Here is an 18,713-nt window from a genome sequence, read left to right on the forward strand (position 1 = left end):
GCCCGTCCGGCGTTTGATGACACCCACCCACCGGGCCGCACCCCTTCAAGCCCGTCCGGCGATTGAGGACACCCGTCCGCCGGGGCGCACGCGGTCGCCGTGGACCGCGCGCGGCAGCGCGCTACGCCACGAAGGTCTTCGGCGTGTCCGTGCCCGTGCCCGCGCCGCCCCGTACCAGGCGCGCCGCCGTCGCCAGGCGCGTCGCCGCCTCCGCCGCCACCGGGCCTCCCACCGTGAAAGGGAGGCGGACGTAGCCCTCGAAGGCGCCGTCGACGCCGAAGCGGGGGCCCGAGGGGACCCGTACGCCCACCCGTTCGCCCACCTCCGCCAGGCGCGAGCCCGACAGGCCGCCCGTCCTCGCCCACAGGGTCAGGCCGCCCCGGGGCACCTCGAACTCCCAGTCCGGCAACAGCTCCCGTACCGCCGCCACCATCGCGTCCCGGTTCCCTCGCGCCTGCCCCCGCCGGAAGGCGACCGCGTCCTCCCACTCGCCGCTGCGCATCAGCCAGTTCACGGCGAGCTGTTCCAGCACCGGCGTGCCGAGGTCCGCGTACGCCCGCGCCGACACCAGCGACCGGATGACCTCCGGCGCCGCCCGTACCCACCCGATGCTGAGCCCCGCCCAGAACGCCTTGCTCGCCGAGCCCACCGTCAGGACCGTGCTGCCCGCCGGGTCGAACGCGCAGACCGGCCTCGGCATCTCCAGGCCGTCGTCCAGCGGCAGCTCCGCCATGGTCTCGTCCACGACGAGCACCGTCCCCGCCGAACGCGCCGCGTCGACCAGCTGGCGCCGCTGGTCTTCGTCGGCCAGCGCGCCGGTCGGGTTGTGGAAGTCGGCGACGACGTACGCGATCCGGGGCGCCGCGTCCCGCATCACCTGCCGCCAGCGCGGCAGGTCCCAACCGGCCAGCCCTTCTGCCATCGCGACCGGCACCAGCCGGGCCCCCGCCTGCCGCATCAGCTGGAGGATGTTCGCGTACGACGGCGACTCCACCGCGATCCGCTCCCCCTGGCCCGCGAAGAGCTGGCAGATCGCGTCGATCGCACCCATCGCCCCCGTGGTGATCATGATCTGTTCCGGCATGGTCGGGATGCCACGCGCGGTGTACCGGTCGGCGACCGTCTGCCGCAGCGCCAGCAGCCCCGCCGGATAGCGGCCGTGCGTGTGCGCGTAGCGCGGCAGCTCCTCCAGGGCCCCCTGGACGCCCCGGGTGAGCCAGGGCTCGGGCGCGGGCAGCGCGGCCGTCCCCAGGTCGATCATCGAGCCCAGCGCCTCGGGCGGCAGCGGTTCCAGACCGCGGGCCGGCAGCGGACTGCCCGCCGGGACCGCCGTCCAGCTGCCCGCGCCCCTGCGGGACTCCAGGAAGCCCTCGGCGCGCAGCGCCTCGTACGCGGCGGCCACCGTCGTACGGCTCACCGACAGCGCGACGGCCAGCTCCCGCTCGGCGGGCAGCCGCGCCGCGACCGGCACCCGGCCCTCCAGCACGAGCAGCCTGATCCCCTCGGCGAGCGCCCGGTACGCCGGCGGCCGCCGGCTGTTCGGCCCGGCGGGCCGGTCGTGCTGCGCCTTGAGCTGCCGGGCGAGCTGCGCCGCGCCGACCGCAGAGGTCCACTGCGCCATGAAAGTCAGTCCACCTTCACCGAATTGGCCATGGTTGGCGAGGAAGCGCCAGCCACAGAGTGATGCGTACCAGTCCACCATCGCACCAGGAGACCCCCTCATGTCCACCACCGCCGGCCTCCGGGGCGTCCATCTCACCCGTCGGCTGCTCCAGCTCGCCACCGGACTCGCGCTGTACGGGGCGAGCGCGGCCCTGCTGGTGCGCGGCGGGCTGGGCCTGGAGCCGTGGGGGGTGCTGCACCAGGGGCTGTCCGAGCGCACGGGCCTGTCCATGGGCGTCGTCTCGATCATCGTGGGCGCCACCGTCCTGCTGCTCTGGATACCCCTGCGGCAGCGCCCGGGGCTCGGCACGGTCTCCAACGTCTTCGTGGTCGGCCTCGCCATGGACGCCACCCTCGCCCTCGTCCCCGACGCCCACGGCGCGCCCGCCAGGATCACCCTGCTGATCGCGGGCATCGTCCTCAACGGCGTCGCCACCGGCCTGTACATCGCGGCCCGCTTCGGACCCGGCCCGCGCGACGGTCTGATGACCGGGCTGAACCGGGTGACCGGCCGCTCGATCCGGCTCGTCCGTACCTCGATCGAGATCGCCGTGGTGGCCACCGGCTTCGCCCTCGGCGGCTCGGTCGGGATCGGCACGGTGGCCTACGCCCTGGCCATCGGCCCGCTCGCGCAGCTCTTCCTTCGTGTCTTCGCCGTCCCCGCGGCGCCCGCGAGCAGCCCCGTCGTCGCCGCCGGGTCACCGGAGCAGGCCATACTGCGGCCGTGACCCACCCACGCCATCCGTACCTGGACCACCCCGGCCCGATCCCGTTCGCGCACCGCGGCGGCACGGCAGACGGCCTGGAGAACACCGCCGCCGCCTTCCGCCGCGCGGACTCCCTCGGCTACCGCTACTTCGAGACCGACGTGCACACCACCGCCGACGGCCGGCTGGTCGCCTTCCACGACACGACACTCGACCGGGTGACGGACGGGCACGGCCGGATCGCCGACCTCCCCTGGGACGAGGTGCGGCAGGCGCGCGTCGCGGGCAAGGAGCCGCTGCCCCTCTTCGCGGACCTGCTGGACGAATTCCCGGACGCCCGCTGGAACGTGGACATCAAGGCCGCCCCCGCCCTGGTCCCGCTGGTCGACCTGATCCGCAGGACGGGCAGCTGGGACCGGGTCTGCGTGGGGTCCTTCTCCGAGCGCCGGGTGGCCGCTGCGGCGCGGCTCGCGGGCCCCCGGCTGGCCACCTCGTACGGGGTACGGGGCGTACTGGGCCTGCGACTTCGCTCGTACGGGGTCCCCTTCCCGGTCCGGACGGGGGCGGTGTCCGCGCAGGTGCCCGAGGCGCAGAGCGGCATCCCGGTGGTGGACGGGCGTTTTGTACGGACGGCCCACGCGCGCGGTCTCCAGGTGCACGTCTGGACCGTCAACGAGGCGGATCGCATGGAGGCCCTGCTGGACCTCGGCGTGGATGGCATCATGACCGATCAACTGGAAACGCTGCGCGCCGTGTTCACCGCGCGGGGAGCCTGGCACTGAACCGCACGCCGAACACCGCACGCTGAACCCCGGGCACCGAACGCCCGGAACTGATCGAGGGGGCGCGGGTGACCGCCGAGACCGTGGACCGTACCGACGAGCCGGGCGGGCCGGACGGGGTGCGCGAGCGCAGGCGCGAGCAACGAGGCTGGTACTTCTACGACTTCGCCTGCTCCGTCTACTCCACGAGCGTGCTCACCGTCTTCCTCGGCCCGTACTTCACCTCGGTGGCCGAGGCCGCCGCCGACGCCGACGGGTTCGTGCGCCCGCTGGGCATCCCGCTGCGCGCGGGTTCCGTCTTCGCCTACTCGGTCTCCGTGTCGGTCGTGGTGGCGGTGCTCGTGATGCCGCTGGCGGGCGCGGTGGCCGACCGTACGGGACGCAAGAAGCCGCTGCTGGCGGCCGCCGCGTACCTGGGGGCGACCGCCACGGCCGGGATGTTCTTCCTGGACGGCGACCGGTATCTGCTGGGCGCGCTGCTGCTGATCGTGGCGAACGCGTCCCTGTCCGTCTCGATGGTGCTCTACAACGCGTTCCTCCCCCAGATAGCCGGGCCCGAGGAGCGCGACGCCGTCTCCTCCAAGGGGTGGGCGTTCGGCTACACCTCGGGCGCCCTGGTGCTGGTGCTGAACCTCGTCCTGTACACGGGCCACGACTCGTTCGGCGTCTCGGAGTCGACGGCGGTACGGATCTGCCTCGCGTCGGCCGGGGTCTGGTGGGGCGCCTTCACGCTCGTCCCGCTGCGCCGGCTGCGGGACCGCGCGGTGCCGGCGCACGGCGAGGGATCGGTCGGCACCGGCTGGCGGCAGCTGGTGAACACCCTGAAGGACATGCGCCGCCATCCGCTGACCCTGTCCTTCCTGCTCGCCTATCTGGTCTACAACGACGGCATCCAGACGGTGATCTCACAGGCCTCGGTCTACGGCTCCGAGGAGCTGGACCTGGACCAGACGACGCTGATCACGGCGGTGCTGCTGGTGCAGGTCCTGGCGGTGGCGGGCGCGCTCGGGATGGGCAGGCTGGCCAGGTCGTACGGTGCCAAGCGGATCGTCCTCGCCTCCCTGGCGGTGTGGACGCTGATCCTCGGGGCGGGCTATTTCCTGCCGGCCGGGACGCCGGTGGCGTTCTACGCGCTGGCGGCGGCGATCGGCCTGGTGCTGGGCGGCAGCCAGGCGCTGTCCCGCTCGCTCTTCTCCCACCTGGTGCCGCGCGGCAAGGAGGCCGAGTACTTCTCCGCGTACGAGATGAGCGACCGGGGGCTGAGCTGGCTGGGCCCTCTGGTGTTCGGGCTCGCGTACCAGCTCACGGGGAGTTACCGGGATGCGATCATCTCCCTCGTGGTGTTCTTCGTCGTGGGGTCCGTGCTGCTGGCGAGGGTGCCGGTGGGGCGGGCGACAGCCGCCGCCGGAAACCCCGTACCGGCACGGATTTAGACGTTGAAGTCAAAGGGCGGTAGTGTACGCGTTTGGCCTGCCGGGCGGACCGTTCCTGCGTAGTGGAGAAATGAATTCGCCGGGTGACATCTTCTGTCAGAGGTGACAAAGCGGTCACTGGTGGGTACAACAAGGGGCGGCACGACGGGCGACGCAAGACCCGGCACGGGAATCTTTACCGCGGACCGGACGTTGACCGGATGACGACGACAGCGACACCTGTCCTGTGGGCGACAAGCCCGGGAGGCACGATTCATGAGTGAGCGAGCTCTCCGCGGCACGCGACTCGTGGTTACCAGCTACGAGACGGACCGCGGCATCGATCTGGCCCCGCGCCAGGCGGTGGAGTACGCATGCGAGAACGGACATCGATTCGAGATGCCGTTCTCGGTGGAGGCGGACATCCCGCCGGAGTGGGAGTGCAAGGCGTGTGGCGCCCAGGCACTCCTGGTCGACGGAGATGGCCCCGAGGAGAAGAAGGGCAAGCCTGCGCGTACGCACTGGGACATGCTCATGGAGCGGCGCACACGCGAGGAGTTGGAGGAGGTGCTGGCCGAACGGCTGGCAGTCCTGCGCTCCGGCGCCATGAACATCGCCGTGCACCCGCGGGACAGCCGGAAGTCGGCCTGACCGCGAGCATGCAACCACCGCACAACAGCCATAAGAGCGCATAACGCAGTAGAGCCACAGAACAGCCGATGGGCCCGACACACACCGTGTGCCGGGCCCATCGGCTGTCCCGTCGGCCTCGTTCCCCGGGTCGGCCTCGTTACTTGGAGAGCGGCGGCCGGGGGCCGTTGTCCTCCGGCGGGCGCGGCGGCTCGTCGTGCCGGATGACCTCGCCCTGGACGACCTTGCCGTCCGGCTGCCGCATCCGGGCCTGCTGGAAGGCGTCACCCAGGCTGCCGGGGGCCGCCACGGCGCTCATCCGCCGCTCCAGCGACCGCTCCGCGTACCTGCCCAGGGCCTTCCGTACGAACGGGATGAGCAGGAGCAGCCCCAGCACGTCCGTGAGCAGCCCGGGGATCATGATCAGCAGGCCGCCCAGCATCAGGAACCCGTTGCCGGTGGACCCGTGCCCCTCCGGCGGCGCCACGGCCTGCGGACCGGCGGCCTGCTGCGCCTGCTGCTGGCGCTGGAGGGTCGCGGTCAGGTTGGCGAAGGCCCGCCGGCCGGCGCTCTTGATGACCACGGCGCCGACCACGGCCCCGCCGATGAGCAGCGCGAGGATCGTGAGGCCGCCGGAGACCCCGGCGACAAAGATCAGCAGCCAGATCTCCAGCACCACCCACAGAGCGAGGCCCAGCGGGATCAGCGTGCGGGCACGGGAGCGCGGTGGGGTCCGAGGAGGCCCAGGATGTCCGGTCGTCATGGTTCCAGTGTGCCTGGGCGGGGGTCGGTACGGCGTAGGGGAGCGATCAAAAAAGCGCCGGGCGGAAGGCCCGTGGTCCGGCCCTCAGGAGGGCTTGCGGCCGAGGAAGCGGTTCGCCCGGGACTCGACGCCCCAGGCGGTCACCTTCCAGAGCGCTTCCACGACGATGTCCTTGCTCATCTTGGAGTCGCCCACCTCGCGCTCCACGAACGTGATCGGCACCTCCACGACCGTGAATCCTGCCTCGACCGCGCGCCGGGCGAGATCGATCTGGAAGCAGTAGCCCTGGGAGGAGACGGCGGCGAGGCCGAGCCCTTCCAGCGTCTCGGCCCGGAAGGCGCGGAAGCCGCCGGTGACGTCCCGGATGGGGACACCGAGCAGGAGCCGTGAGTAGGTGCTGGCGCCCCGGGAGAGGAACTCCCGGTTCTTGGGCCAGTTGACGATGCGCCCGCCCGGCATCCACCGGGAGCCGAGGACGAGGTCCGCGCTCTTGAGCGCGGTCAGCAGCCGGGGCAGCTCCTCGGGCTGGTGGGAGCCGTCGGCGTCCATCTCGACCAGGACGCCGTAGCCCTGCTCCATGCCCCACTGGAAGCCCGCCAGATAGGCCGCTCCCAGCCCTTCCTTGCCCTTGCGGTGCAGGACCCGGACCTGGCCGTCCCCGGCGGCGAGCTCGTCCGCGAGCTTGCCGGTGCCGTCCGGGCTGTTGTCGTCGGCGATCAGGATGTCGGCCTCGGGCACCGCCGCGCGGACCCGGGAGACGATCGGCTTGATGTTCTCGGCCTCGTTGTAGGTCGGGATGATCACCAAGGCTCTACCGAGCGGGCCGTACCGCCTCTGACCACCGTCGTTCACTGCTGCCCCTCAATCGCGCCGTACGCAGAGGCACCACCTTAGCGAGCATGTGAGGGTCCTCGGTCACCGCATCGCGGACCTACGGACCGGGACCCGGCGTCCTTCGGGCCGACCTGGGACCCGCTGGCTGCGGGTCGACCGAAAGCCGTTGTCTACTGAACGCCGGGACCCCGCCCGGGTCGCACCTGCCGGCCGGCCGAAACCTTCCCTCGCCCCCGAGACGCGGGTGCTGGACCTGGCTCCCAGTGGAGGTGCGCCGGTGCGGCACACCGCCCCGTGGCCCAGCGGCGTTCGACGACTGCGCGGAGGTTGCCGGACGGACGTCCTGTGGTGGACTCGGCCGAACCTACCCGCCGGTGACTGCTTACTGTCAACAGTCGTTTGACCTGCGGTGTTGACCCAAATCAGCAGGTCAGTGGGGAAGATCCGCAGGTCGCGGCGGAGGCCGGGAAGCATCGGTCGGCGGTACGAAATGTCCGTACGTCACTCTTTCGGTCCCACAAACACCGTTTGTCCGGCGACAACGGTCCGCAGGCATTCCGGCAGCGGTCCGCCCGGCGTGAGATCGGGCAGTCCCGGGGTGCCCGAGCGGGGGTCGGTGGACCAGCGGGAGACCCGGTCGTCCGGGGCCTGGACGACCAGGGCGCCGGTACGCCAGACGGCGTAGTCGGCGGGGGCGCCCGGCACGAGCGTACCGGCGTCGTCGCGGCCGAGGACCCGCCAGCCGCCCCGGGTGTGGGCGGTGAAGGCGGCCCGTACCGAGATCCGGTGGTCGGGCGTGCGGTGGAAGGCCGCCGCGCGGACCGTGCCCCAGGGGTCGAGCGGGGTCACCGGGCTGTCGGACCCGAAGGCGAGCGGGACGCCCGCGCGGAGCAGGGCCGCGTACGGGTTCAGCGTCCTGGCCCGCGCCACGCCCAGCCGCTCGGCGTACATGCCGTCCTCGCCGCCCCAGGCCGCGTCGAACGCGGGCTGGACGGAGGCGGTGAGCCCCAGCTCGGCGAAGGCGGCGATCGTCTCGGGGACGAGCATCTCGGCGTGCTCGACGCGGTGCCTGGCGGCCCTGATCCTGGCCAGGCCCAGCCGTTCGGCGGCGGCGCGCACGCCGTCCACGACGGCACCGACGGCGGCGTCCCCGATGGCGTGGAAACCGGCCTGGAGACCGGCCTCGGTGCACGCCGTGACGTGGGCGGCGACGGTGGCGGCGTCGAGGTGGGCGGTCCCGGTGTGGGGGGCGTCGGCGTACGGCTCGCGCAGGTGGGCCGTGTGGGAGCCGAGCGAGCCGTCCACGAAGAGGTCACCGGCCGCGCCGACGGCCCCCAGGTCGCGCACGCGCGCCGCGCCCGTCGCGTCCGTGATCGCCTCGGCCCAGTACCCGTGGACGCGGGGTCCCGGTTCGTCCGCGGCGAGGGCCAGCAGCGCGGTGAAGTCGTCCTCGTCGGAGATGTCGGGGCCCGCGCACTCGTGCAGGCTGCCGATGCCGAGGGAGGCGGCGTGCTGCCGGGCCGCGCGCTGGGCCTCGGCGCGCTGGTGGGGCGAGACGGCGGCGTGGGCGGCCGCCCGGACGGCGTGGTGCGCGGCGGCCGTCAGCGGGCCCTCCCGGTCGTAGCCGGTGAGGGAGGTGACGCCGGGGACCAGGTCGAGCAGGGCGGTGGTCGCGACGGCGGAGTGCACGTCGATACGGGTCAGGTAGAGGGGCCGGCCGCCCGTCGCCTCGTCCAGTTCGGCGCGGGACGGCGCGCGCCGCTCGGGCCAGCGGGCGGAGTCCCAGCCGTGGCCGAGGAGGATCCGCACGCCGGGGTGCGCGGTGGCGTGGGCCCGTACGAGCCCGAGCGCGTCCCCCAGGCTCCGCGCGCCGGACAGGTCGAGGCCGGTGAGCGCGAGGCCCGTCGCGGTGGTGTGGACGTGGGCGTCGGTGAAGGCGGGGGTGACCAGCGCGCCGTCGAGGTCCACGACCTCGTCCACCCCGGTGGCGAAGGCGTCGGCCGCCCCTTCCGAGCCCACCCAGGCGACATGGCCGCGTTCGACCACCATGGCGGTGGCGAAGGGGTCGGCGGGGCTGTGGACTTCTCCGCCGCGCAGGAGCACGGTGCGGGTTTCGCTCTCGGTCATGCCGACCAGTGTCTCTTTTCCGGCCGGGCGCCCGGCCGCCGGGGGATCCGGTACGACGGTCCGTACGAAGAAACGCGCCGGACCCTCACATGCGCGGCGGGCGCGCCTCGTAGGGGGTGGAGAGGACCACGGTCGTCCTGGTGGAGACGCCGGCCAGGCCGCGGATACGGGTCAGCAGGTGCTCCAGCTCCAGCGGGGTGGCGACCCGGACCTTGAGGATGTAGTTCTCGTCCCCGGCGACGCTGTGGCACGCCTCGATCTCGGGGACCGACGCGAGACGCTCCGCGATGTCGTCGGGGGCGCTGGGGTCGAACGGTTTCACGGAGATGAAGGCGGTCAGCGGCAGGCCGACGGCCTCGGGGTCGACCACGGCCGCGTACCCGCGGATGACACCGCGCTGCTCCAGCCTGCGGACCCGCTGATGCACCGCCGAGGTGGACAGGCCGGTGGCCTTGCCCAGGTCGGTGTAGCTCATCCGGCCGTCCTTGACGAGCAACTCCACGATCTGACGATCCAGCTCCTCCATACGGATCAACCTATTGCCCCGGGTCCCCTCCGGCACAGTCGGCGGGGGTCCCGTGCGGGGGGCCTCCCCGTGCCTCGCGGACACGTGCGGCGGGCATGTGACGAACGCCACAGATCTGTGGGGCGGTCCGTCGGGACCTCACGGTTACCGGACGCGCACGGAGGGAATTGCTTGCTGTGGTCGAGACCACAAGTGCCTGGTCGGCCCACCCGAGGGGGAATGTCTCCATGCAGAGCCTGAAGCGCGCCGGACGCGGCGAACCGGAATCCGTCGAGCTGGTCGAGGCGGACGATTCCGACGAGTTCGACGAGTCCGATCTCTACGACACGTTCGAGATGTACCGGGTCGTCTGCCCGGACTGCGCCCGGCCGATCGCGCTCCTGGCGGACGAGGACGTCCTGCCCGAGCACGCGCTGTGCCCGTCCCCGTGGAACCCGTTCGTGCTGACGGTCTGCGCGGGTACGGGACGCCGGGCGTCGGAGGCCGGGGCCGCCGACGAGTCGCCGGAGGCCCAGGAGCAGCACACCGCCCTCCTCCTGACGCTTCCTCAGGGGCTCGACTGGCGGACGCAGCCCTTCTCGCACGTCGGCGGCCCGGGCTCGCGGCCGTTCAAGTCGTTCCCGGCGGCGCGTCAGGCCTCCCGCGCCGCGTGAGCGCGGAGCCGTACCGTACGTAGGTCAACCCCCGCACCATGACGACGTGTTCGTCGTGGTGCGGGGTCCGTTCCGGAACCAGGGCGTGCCCTAGCGGGTTTCCGGGCCCAGCAGTTGACGGGCGATCACCATGCGCTGGATCTGGTTGGTGCCCTCCACGATCTGGAGCACCTTCGCCTCGCGCAGGTACCGCTCGACGGGGAAGTCCGTCGTGTAGCCGTAGCCGCCGAGGACCTGGACGGCGTCGGTGGTGACGCGCATGGCCGCGTCCGTGCAGAACAGCTTCGCCATGGCGGCCTGCCGGGAGAACGGCAGCCCGGCGTCGCGCAGGCGCGCGGCGGCGAGGTAGAGCGCGCGGCCCGCCTCGATCTGGGTCGCCATGTCCGCGAGCAGGAAGCGCAGGCCCTGGAAGTCCGCGATGGGCCGGCCGAACTGCTGTCGGCCGGTCGCGTACGCCGCGGCCTCGTCCAGCGCCGCCTGCGCGAGGCCCACGGCGCACGCGGCGATGCCGAGGCGTCCCGAGTCGAGCGAGGCGAGCGCGATCGCGAAGCCCTGCCCCTCCTCGCCGATGCGCCGGTCGTCGGCCACCCGTACGCCGTCGAAGTGGAGTTGGGCGGTGGGCGAGCCCTTCATGCCCATCTTCTTCTCCGGGGCGGCGGCGTGCAGGCCGGGGGCGTCGCCCGGCACGAGGAACGCGGTGATGCCCCGCGCGCCGTCGCCGCCGGTCCTCGCCAGGACGGTGCAGAAGTCGGCGATCCCGCCGTGGGTGATCCAGGCCTTGGTGCCGGTGATGACCCAGTCGTCGCCGTCCCTGACCGCGCGCGTCCGCAGCGAGGCGGCGTCGGAGCCCGAGGCGGGCTCGGAGAGGCAGTAGGCGCCCAGCAGACCGCCGCCCAGCATCGCGGGGAGGTGTTCGGCCTGCTGCTCCTTGCTGCCGAACGCGGCGAGCGCGTAGGAGGCCAGGGAGTGGACGCTGACGCCGAGGCCGACGGTGAGGCGGGCGGCGGCGAGTTCTTCGAGGACCTGGAGGTAGACCTCGTACGGCTGGTCCCCGCCGCCGACGGCGTAGTCGTACGGCAGGCCGAGCAGGCCCGACTCGGAGAGCAGGGTGAAGAGGGCGCGCGGGAAGTGTCCCGCCTCCTCCTCCCCGGCGGCCGCGGGAACGATCTCCCGCTGGGCGATGTCGCGTACGAGCGCGAGAAGATCCTCGGACTCCTCGGTGGGCAGGTGACGTTCCACCGGCTGCGGGGCGCGGTCGGGCATGGCGGCGCTCTCCTCCCTGTCGGGACACGGCGGCGGTCGCGCACGGGGTGGGGCGGCGCCGCCGGCTGAGGTCCGGGGTGTCCCCGGACGCGTACTGCCCAACCGATGCTGCCTTCCCGGATCGCGGAAGGGGCTGACCAGCGGTTGTGGCGCGTTGAGTATGCCCGATCGGCGGCCGCCCGTCACCGGGGCGGATCCGCCCGCGCCTAGGGCGTGTCCGCAAAGTGGGGTCTGGCTCGCGGCGTCTGGCACGCGCGCTCGCGGCGTTGTCGGACCCACCCCGTACGTCCAGTACGGGGTGGGTCCTCCGCCTTGCGATCGCACGCACCAGATGCCGCGAGCCCCGCCCTCCGGGCGGACGACCCCACTTTGCGGACACGCCCTAGCGCCGCCGGTCGCGCTCCGGCGCCCGGCCCGTCCTCTTCGTCCCCTTACGGCGCGGCCGAGTTGGTCCGCACCATTGACCGCAGTGGTCTAGTCCTTCTAACGTCCACCCGGAACGGGTTCGGTGTTCATGTCACATCCGGACCGTGGCCGGCCGCCCTTCCACCGCTCCGTCCCGTCCGGCCACTCCCCCACCCGTACGTCCTCCCCCACGAGGAGACTCCGTGCTCACACTTCACCGTTCACGCACCCGGTTCCGGGCGCTCGTCGCCGCTGCGTGTACCGCCGCTCTCGGCGTCAGCCTCCTCGCCGGCGCCGGCAGCGCCGCCGCGGGCGCGCCGACGTCGCCGGCGGCCGCGCACCAGGCGGCCCAGCGGGCCGCCGCTCCGGCAGCGGCGGCGGCCGGCAGCAAGGTGGTCGGCTACTTCACCAACTGGGGGGTGTACGACCGGAACTACCACGTCAAGAACATCGAGACGTCCGGTTCCGCCGCCAAGCTCACGCACATCAACTACGCCTTCGGCAACGTCACGGGCGGCAAGTGCGTGATCGGCGACTCGTACGCCGACTACGAGAAGGCGTACACCGCGGACCAGAGCGTGGACGGCAAGGCCGACGCCTGGGACGCGCCGCTGCGCGGCAACTTCAACCAGCTGCGCAAGCTCAAGGCGAAGCACCCCGGCCTGAAGGTCATCTGGTCGTTCGGCGGCTGGTCCTGGTCCGGCGGCTTCACCGAGGCCGCGCGGAACCCGGCCGCCTTCGCGAAGTCCTGCTACGACCTGGTGGAGGACCCGCGCTGGGCCGATGTCTTCGACGGCATCGACATCGACTGGGAGTACCCCAACTCCTGCGGTCTGACCTGTGACACGAGCGGCCGCGCCGCCTTCAAGAACCTCGCCTCCGCGCTGCGCACGCAGTTCAAGGCCCCGAACCTGGTCACCGCCGCCATCACGGCCGACGGCACCCCCGGCGGCAAGATCGACGCCGCCGACTACGCGGGCGCCGCGCAGTACCTCGACTGGTACAACCCGATGACGTACGACTTCTTCGGCGCCTTCGCGGCCCAGGGTCCCACCGCCCCGCACTCCCCCCTCACGAACTACGCGGGCATCCCGACCCAGGGCTTCACCACCGACACCGCCATCGCCAAGCTCAAGAGCCTCGGCGTCCCGGCCTCGAAGCTGCTGCTCGGCATCGGCTTCTACGGGCGCGGCTGGACCGGTGTGACCCAGAAGGCGCCGGGCGGGTCCGCGACGGGCGCGGCGGCCGGCAAGTACGAGGCGGGCATCGAGGACTACAAGGTCCTCAAGACCAGCTGCCCGGCCAACGGTACGGTCGGCGGCACCGCGTACGCCTTCTGCGGCAACAACTGGTGGAGCTACGACACCCCCGCCACCATCGCCGGGAAGATGGCCTACAAGAACCAGCAGGGTCTGGGCGGCACGTTCTTCTGGGAGCTGAGCGGCGACACCACCAACGGTGAGCTGATCAAGGCGATCAACTAGGCAGGACGGTTCTCACTCCTCGCCGGGCGGGCGGGCGTCCTGCCCGTCCGGCGAGTCCAGCAGGCTCTCCGCCTGCCGGTCGTCGAGGCCCGTGAACGGCCGCCACTCCAGGTCGGGTGGCGGCGCCGGGCATTCCGGCGCGAACTCCTCGATCGTGTTGAGGGTGTGGCGCAGCATCCGCACCAGCAGGTCGCGCGGGATCTCCCGGGGCAGTGTGTCGCGGTGCGCCAGCCATTCGAGCGTGAGCCACTCGACACTGCTCAGCCAGCCCAGCAGCGCGAGCCGGGCGATCGGCGGGATGTCGTGGTGTCCGTAGGCGCCGTCGGCGATCGTGGAGACCAGTCCCGTACGCACGGCGTCCCGGATGGCCTGCACCTGCGTGTCGAAGCCCACCCCGCCGTTGATGACGGTGCGGTAGGCCGCCTCGTTGTACTGGGCGAAGCGCAGATACGCCTCGACGGTCCGCTGCACGCGCTGGGTGCGCGGGAGTTCGGCGCCGCCCGCGGCGAGGGTGACGAGTTCGGTGACGGCGTCCTCGACGATCGCGAGGTAGTAGCCGCGCTTGCTCTCGAAGTAGTAGTAGATCAGCCCCTTGGCCACCCCGGCGTGCGAGGCGATGTCGTCCATCGACAGCGCGTCGTACGAGGTGTCGGCGAACAACTTCCTTCCGGTGGCGATGAGTTCGGAGCGTCGCACCTGTGATCGGGCGGACGCGCCCCGCTGCTGACTACGATTCACGTTCGCGTCCTGGTCTCCGGCTGCCTCAGAATGCCCGCAGTATTGCAGAGACACCGGGGGCGGCCGGAGACCGGTGCGGCCGGAGCGGCCGGGCTTCCGGCCGGGGCGGTCCTGGCTTCCGGGGGCGGTGCTGGCTTCCCGTCAGAGCAGTCCGACCGCGCGCAGGGCGTGTTGCTGGGCCGTGCTGGGGTCGGCGGGCCAGTAGACGTAACAGACGCCGCCGGTTCCCGAGGTGACGTTCCCCGCCGCGTTGTAGCGCTTGGTCCGGAGCCAGATCGTCTCCCACTCGGCCCGCCGGTACACCCGCCGTACCGCGTTGTTGTCGGGCGAGGCGGGGTCGTTGGCGATCACGTCCCCGGACTCCGTGAAGCCGATCACGGTCATCAGGTGCCCCGCCGTGCCGTAGCCCGCCCCGGTCAGCTCCTTCTGGAGGAACGACTGCGACGTGATGACGGGGATGCCGGCGCGGACCAGGTTCTCCACGTCGGTCAGCGAACCGAGCCGGGTGACGGCGGAATTCAGGTCCCGGTACGTGGCGGCGTAGGCGGCGTTGAAGGGCCAGTTGCCGCACCCGTCGTACTGGTAGTCGAACGTGTACCGGGCCGCGTGGCAGACCTGCGGGTCCGCGTAGGACGGGTCGACCCAGGCGAGATCCCCGGCGGTGGGCTTCCGCCCCCAGTACTCGATGATCATCTGCGAGGAGGTGGGGCTGCACCACGCCTCGCCGCCGTTGTCGTACTCGGGGTACTGCCCGGCGTGGGTGTTCTGCGAGTAGCGCGGCACGGTCAGCTCCCGTGCCGGGCCGGGCACGGAGGCCGGCACGGTGAACCGGTCGGGGATGTCGGACGCCATCGCGCCGAGCCGGTGCACGGTCGGGGTGAGCCGGGTGCCGGGCTTGCGGTAGAGGGTGAGCCGCAGCTGGTACGAAGCCAGGCGCAGCCCGCTCGCGGCGTCGTCCACGGAGAAGGTGTCGGTCCAGATGCTGCTGCGCCCGTCGGTCTGGTCGTCGACGGAGGTACGGCGGATGTCGCCGGGGCCGTCGCCGGAGGTCCAGCGGCCCAGGACGTACCAGGGGGTCCTGGTCCCGTCGGAGTAGTCGCCCCGCAGCTCGATCTGGATCCAGGTGCCGGCCGGTGTCCTGGCGTTCCAGGAGGCGACGAGTTCGGTGGCGGGGACGGCCGGGCGGTGGACCGGCGAGGTCCACGTGCCGTACTCCCAGGCGGTGGTCAGCCCGGTGTGCGGATCGGCGTAGTCCGTACGGCCCATCGGGGAGCCGATCACCAGCGAGGGCCGGGCGCCCGCCACGGCGCGGGTGCCGCGGGCGTCGCCCGCGCGCCAGTCGGAGTACGAGGTCCAGAAAGAGTTGTCCACGAGCGGCTCGGCGGAGGGGGCGGAAGGGGGGACGAACAGGGCGGTGGCCGGGGCGGCGGAGACCACGGCGGCGGACGCGGCGGACGCGAGCACGGCGGCCAGTACGGTTCTGCGGGAGGTGGGACGGGTCACAGGGGGGACCTCCGGTCGAGGCAGAAGGGGAGAAACGGGAAAAGGGGAGAAGCAGGGGGGAAGGGCGGAAGGGGCGGGGCTGAGGGGAGAGGGGATGGAACGGCTGCTCGGCAGTCGTCAACTATCCAGGCTCCCGACGGCCTTCTGCCAGCGATTCACCCCGCGTGGCGCGAGCAATATTGGTCCCGACCAGTGGCATGACCTGCGGACCCACCGGGCCCCCGCGACCCACCCGCACCCCTCGTAGGCTGGGCGGATGGACGATCTGACGGACCTGGCCGCCGCCCTGTGCGCCCTGCCGCCCTCCTGCGGTCCCGTACGGCTGGTGGCGGTCGACGGCCACGCGGGCTCCGGGAAGAGCACCTTCGCCGCCCGCCTCGCGGACGCGCTCGGCGGCGCGCCCGTCCTGCGCCTCGACGACCTGGCGACCCACGAGGAGCTGTTCGCGTGGCTGCCCCGGTTGCTCGACCAGGTGATCGATCCTCTCGCGCGCGGGACGAGCGCGCGCTACGCGCCGTACGACTGGACCCGGCGCCGCTTCGGTAAGCCGCGCCTCCTGGCGCCCGCCCCCGTCGTCCTGATCGAGGGCGTCGGGGCCGGGCGGCGGACCCTGCGGCCGTACCTCGCCCGGCTGCTGTGGATGGAACGGGGCGCCGAGGAGTCCTGGCGCCGGGGGCGCCGGCGCGACGGACCGGCGCAGACCCGGTTCTGGGACGGCTGGACGGTGGCGGAGACCAGCCATTTCGCCGCGGATCCCTCCCGGCCGTTCGCCGACGCGCTGGTACGGGAGGTACGGGAGGGGTACGTGGTGTCCCCCGCACCGCCCGCGACAGCGGGAACCGAACCGGCCCCTCACCCAACGTGATCAGTTCCGGTCGCCCTGCCGCGCGGTCGGCCGCCGGCCCGGCGTGTGCTCCAACTCCGCTTGACCGACGGGTGGGACAGGTCTTACGTTCTTAATGTGCGGCTTTTCGGAGCCGCCGCGGACGCGAAGCCCCCGGTTGTTCCCCCGTGATCGGGGGCTTCGTTCTGCCCCTTTCACCCCGTCCCGGCCCCCGCGCCGCGCCCCGCGCTCACCGTCGGTCACCGCACCTTCCCGGCGCGCGGCACCCTTAGTCCCGTACCCCCTGCGCAGGTACGATGCATCTCGGTGCGGTCAATTCCCGTCCGCGACAAGGTGGTTCGGCACGCTGCCGACGGGCTCCCGCCCGGCGGGACATCATGGGTGCACGGTTTGTGGGGGACCTGATGGATATCGGCACGCAGGGCACGCACGCCCCGGCCGACCTCGCGTGGGTGCGTGGCGTGGACGCGTACACCATGGGCGCGTATCCGCAGGCGGAGGAGGAGTTCAGGACCGCCGTACGGCTCGATCCCGGGATGGCCGACGGCTGGCTGGGGCTGCACGCGCTGCGCGTCGACACCACGACGGCCCTGCTCCGGATGTACCGCCACCGCGACCGCTTCGGCGAGCAGCGCGCCCACCACCGCCGTACGCTCAACTCCTGGTACTGGCTGGGCTGGTGGGTGCAGCCGGTGCTGGAGAGCGGCCGGGACCTGCTCCTCGCGCACGCCTCGCACTGGCTGGACGGCCGGCACGTACCGGAACTGGACCGGGCGCTCGCCGGCCTGCCGCCCGTGAACGCCGATCCGCAGGTGCGGTTCCTGCACGCGTGCCGCGCGTACCTCGTCAAGGACTGGGACGAGCTGGTACGCCACACCGAACCGCTCGTCGACGACACCCTCCTGGGCATCGAGGCGGGCCTGTTCGGGGGCATGGCGCGGGTCAGGCTGGAGATGTTCACGCAGGCGGAGCCGCTGCTGGCCACGGCGCTGATGCGCTGCCGCAGCGAGCAGCCGCAGCGCAAGGAGCTGCGCTACTGGCTGGCGCGCGCCCACGAGGGCACCGGCCGCAGCGCCGCCGCCTTACCGCTCTACCGAGCCGTGCACCGGCTCGACCCGTCCTTCATGGACACGGCCGCCCGGCTCGCGGCGATCACGGAACAGGACGGGTACGAGGGCGCCGACGACCCGGGCGGGCTCGCCTCGGTGGCGCTGGCGGGCTTCGGCCAGGAGGCGCTCGACGCGCAGGCCGATCCAGAGGCCCCGCCCGCCTCCGACGCACGCCTCGGCGGGGACCCGCAACCGCTGCTGGGCACCGGTCCCGCGGACCCCGCGCCCGGCACCTTCGACGGGGTACGGGAAAAGGTCCCGCTGCCCGTACAGCCCGCTCCCCCGCGCTTCCCGGCGGGCCCCACCGATCCGGTGCTGCTGGCGAGCGCGCTGGCCGAGCTGGAGCGGATGGTCGGCCTGGAACCGGTCAAGCGGCAGGTCAAGGCGCTCTCCGCGCAACTCAACATGGCGCGGCTGCGGGCCGTCGAGGGACTGCCCGTCCAGCCGCCGAAACGTCACTTTGTCTTCTCGGGCCCCTCCGGCACCGGCAAGACCACCGTCGCCCGCATTCTGGGCCGGGTCTTCTACGCGCTCGGGCTGCTCGGCGGGGACCATCTCGTGGAGGCGCAGCGGGCCGATCTGGTGGGTGAGTTCCTCGGCCAGACGGCGGTCAAGGCGAACGACCTGATCGACTCGGCGATCGGCGGGGTGCTGTTCGTGGACGAGGCGTACAGCCTCGCCAACACCGGGTACAGCAAGGGGGACGCCTACGGCGACGAGGCCCTTCAGGTGCTGCTCAAGCGCGCCGAGGACAGCCGCGACCATCTCGTGGTGATCCTGGCGGGCTACCCCGAGGGCATGGACCGGCTACTCGCCACCAATCCCGGCCTCTCCTCCCGCTTCACCAGCCGGGTTGACTTCCCCAGCTACCGGCCGCCGGAACTGACCGCCATCGGCCAGGTGCTGGCGGCGGAGAACGGCGACGCCTGGGACGAGGAGGCGGTGGACGAGCTGCGCTCGATCAGCGCGCACGTCGTGGACCAGGGGTGGATCGACGAGCTGGGAAACGGGCGCTTCCTCAGGACGCTGTACGAGAAGAGCTGCGCGTACCGCGATCTGCGGCTGTCCGGGTACAGCGGCACCCCGGGGCGCGACGACCTGGCGACGCTGCGGCTGCCCGACCTGATGCAGGCGTACGGCGAGGTGCTGTCGGGCCGGGGGCCGGTCAACCGGGGCCCGCAGGATCCGCCGGGGGCCTGAGCCGGGCGCGAGGCCGCACGGCGAAGTCCAACGGCGAAGGGCCGGCCCCGTGGTGGGGCCGGCCCTCGATC

The 18,713-nt window shown here is 72.5% G+C and carries 16 protein-coding genes; 8 read left to right on the forward strand and 8 right to left on the reverse strand.

Annotated features, from left to right (window positions below):
- Positions 1-121: 121 nt before the first annotated feature.
- Positions 122-1,621, reverse strand: coding sequence for a PLP-dependent aminotransferase family protein (locus ACIODU_RS18850; RefSeq protein ID WP_356431240.1), 1,500 nt, complete (start codon positions 1,619-1,621; stop codon positions 122-124).
- A gap of 100 nt (positions 1,622-1,721) precedes the next feature.
- Here ACIODU_RS18850 and ACIODU_RS18855 point away from each other — a divergent pair, with 100 nt between their 5' ends.
- The 4 genes from ACIODU_RS18855 to ACIODU_RS18870 all read left to right on the forward strand — a co-directional run bounded on the left by ACIODU_RS18855 (position 1,722) and on the right by ACIODU_RS18870 (position 5,214).
- Positions 1,722-2,390, forward strand: coding sequence for a YitT family protein (locus ACIODU_RS18855; RefSeq protein WP_401768798.1), 669 nt, complete (start codon positions 1,722-1,724; stop codon positions 2,388-2,390).
- Positions 2,387-3,151: a glycerophosphodiester phosphodiesterase gene (locus ACIODU_RS18860; RefSeq protein WP_401768801.1), complete on the forward strand. Its 765-nt coding sequence runs from the start codon at positions 2,387-2,389 to the stop codon at positions 3,149-3,151. Before ACIODU_RS18855 ends, ACIODU_RS18860 begins: the two co-directional genes overlap by 4 nt.
- A 68-nt stretch (positions 3,152-3,219) precedes the next feature.
- On the forward strand, positions 3,220-4,584 hold the full coding sequence (locus tag ACIODU_RS18865) for an MFS transporter (protein ID WP_401768804.1): 1,365 nt from the start codon (positions 3,220-3,222) through the stop codon (positions 4,582-4,584).
- 255 nt (positions 4,585-4,839) lie between these two features.
- Positions 4,840-5,214, forward strand: a complete 375-nt coding sequence (locus tag ACIODU_RS18870) for an RNA polymerase-binding protein RbpA (RefSeq protein WP_161311542.1) — start codon at positions 4,840-4,842, stop codon at positions 5,212-5,214.
- A 139-nt stretch (positions 5,215-5,353) separates the two neighbouring features.
- On the opposite strand, the gene fxsA is transcribed toward ACIODU_RS18870, so the two are convergent.
- The 4 genes from fxsA to ACIODU_RS18890 form a co-directional block, all read right to left on the reverse strand.
- Positions 5,354-5,956 carry an FxsA family membrane protein gene (fxsA, locus tag ACIODU_RS18875; protein WP_401768807.1) on the reverse strand — a complete coding sequence of 201 codons (603 nt, stop codon included), beginning with the start codon at positions 5,954-5,956 and terminating at the stop codon, positions 5,354-5,356.
- A gap of 84 nt (positions 5,957-6,040) precedes the next feature.
- Complete coding sequence (locus ACIODU_RS18880; protein WP_356431234.1) at positions 6,041-6,808, reverse strand: polyprenol monophosphomannose synthase; 768 nt, start codon at positions 6,806-6,808, stop codon at positions 6,041-6,043.
- A 483-nt stretch (positions 6,809-7,291) separates the two neighbouring features.
- Positions 7,292-8,917 (reverse strand): amidohydrolase, encoded by a 1,626-nt coding sequence (locus ACIODU_RS18885; RefSeq protein WP_401768810.1) that lies wholly within the window; start codon positions 8,915-8,917, stop codon positions 7,292-7,294.
- 85 nt (positions 8,918-9,002) lie between these two features.
- Positions 9,003-9,443 (reverse strand): Lrp/AsnC family transcriptional regulator, encoded by a 441-nt coding sequence (locus tag ACIODU_RS18890; protein ID WP_356431231.1) that lies wholly within the window; start codon positions 9,441-9,443, stop codon positions 9,003-9,005.
- A gap of 227 nt (positions 9,444-9,670) precedes the next feature.
- Between ACIODU_RS18890 and ACIODU_RS18895 the strand changes: the two genes are divergently transcribed.
- On the forward strand, positions 9,671-10,096 hold the full coding sequence (locus tag ACIODU_RS18895; protein ID WP_327237590.1) for a hypothetical protein: 426 nt from the start codon (positions 9,671-9,673) through the stop codon (positions 10,094-10,096).
- Positions 10,097-10,186: 90 nt separating this feature from the next.
- Here the strand turns inward: ACIODU_RS18895 and ACIODU_RS18900 are convergent, their stop codons facing one another.
- A complete protein-coding gene (locus ACIODU_RS18900) occupies positions 10,187-11,359 on the reverse strand; it encodes an acyl-CoA dehydrogenase family protein (RefSeq protein WP_401768814.1) in 1,173 nt (390 codons plus the stop codon).
- A 608-nt stretch (positions 11,360-11,967) separates the two neighbouring features.
- Here ACIODU_RS18900 and ACIODU_RS18905 point away from each other — a divergent pair.
- Positions 11,968-13,248 carry a glycoside hydrolase family 18 protein gene (locus ACIODU_RS18905; protein WP_401768817.1) on the forward strand — a complete coding sequence of 427 codons (1,281 nt, stop codon included), beginning with the start codon at positions 11,968-11,970 and terminating at the stop codon, positions 13,246-13,248.
- 12 nt (positions 13,249-13,260) lie between these two features.
- On the opposite strand, the gene ACIODU_RS18910 is transcribed toward ACIODU_RS18905, so the two are convergent.
- Complete coding sequence (locus ACIODU_RS18910; protein ID WP_401768820.1) at positions 13,261-13,986, reverse strand: TetR/AcrR family transcriptional regulator; 726 nt, start codon at positions 13,984-13,986, stop codon at positions 13,261-13,263.
- Between the two features lie 141 nt (positions 13,987-14,127).
- Positions 14,128-15,489, reverse strand: a complete 1,362-nt coding sequence (locus ACIODU_RS18915) for a peptidase C39 family protein (RefSeq protein WP_401768823.1) — start codon at positions 15,487-15,489, stop codon at positions 14,128-14,130.
- A gap of 256 nt (positions 15,490-15,745) precedes the next feature.
- Here ACIODU_RS18915 and ACIODU_RS18920 point away from each other — a divergent pair, with 256 nt between their 5' ends.
- Positions 15,746-16,354: a uridine kinase gene (locus ACIODU_RS18920; RefSeq protein WP_401768826.1), complete on the forward strand. Its 609-nt coding sequence runs from the start codon at positions 15,746-15,748 to the stop codon at positions 16,352-16,354.
- A 383-nt stretch (positions 16,355-16,737) separates the two neighbouring features.
- Positions 16,738-18,642, forward strand: a complete 1,905-nt coding sequence (locus ACIODU_RS18925; protein WP_401768830.1) for an AAA family ATPase — start codon at positions 16,738-16,740, stop codon at positions 18,640-18,642.
- The last annotated feature ends 71 nt before the right edge of the window (positions 18,643-18,713 follow it).

Origin of the sequence: Streptomyces sp. NPDC088261 (assembly GCF_044740805.1) — a bacterium.
Taxonomy (GTDB): domain Bacteria; phylum Actinomycetota; class Actinomycetes; order Streptomycetales; family Streptomycetaceae; genus Streptomyces.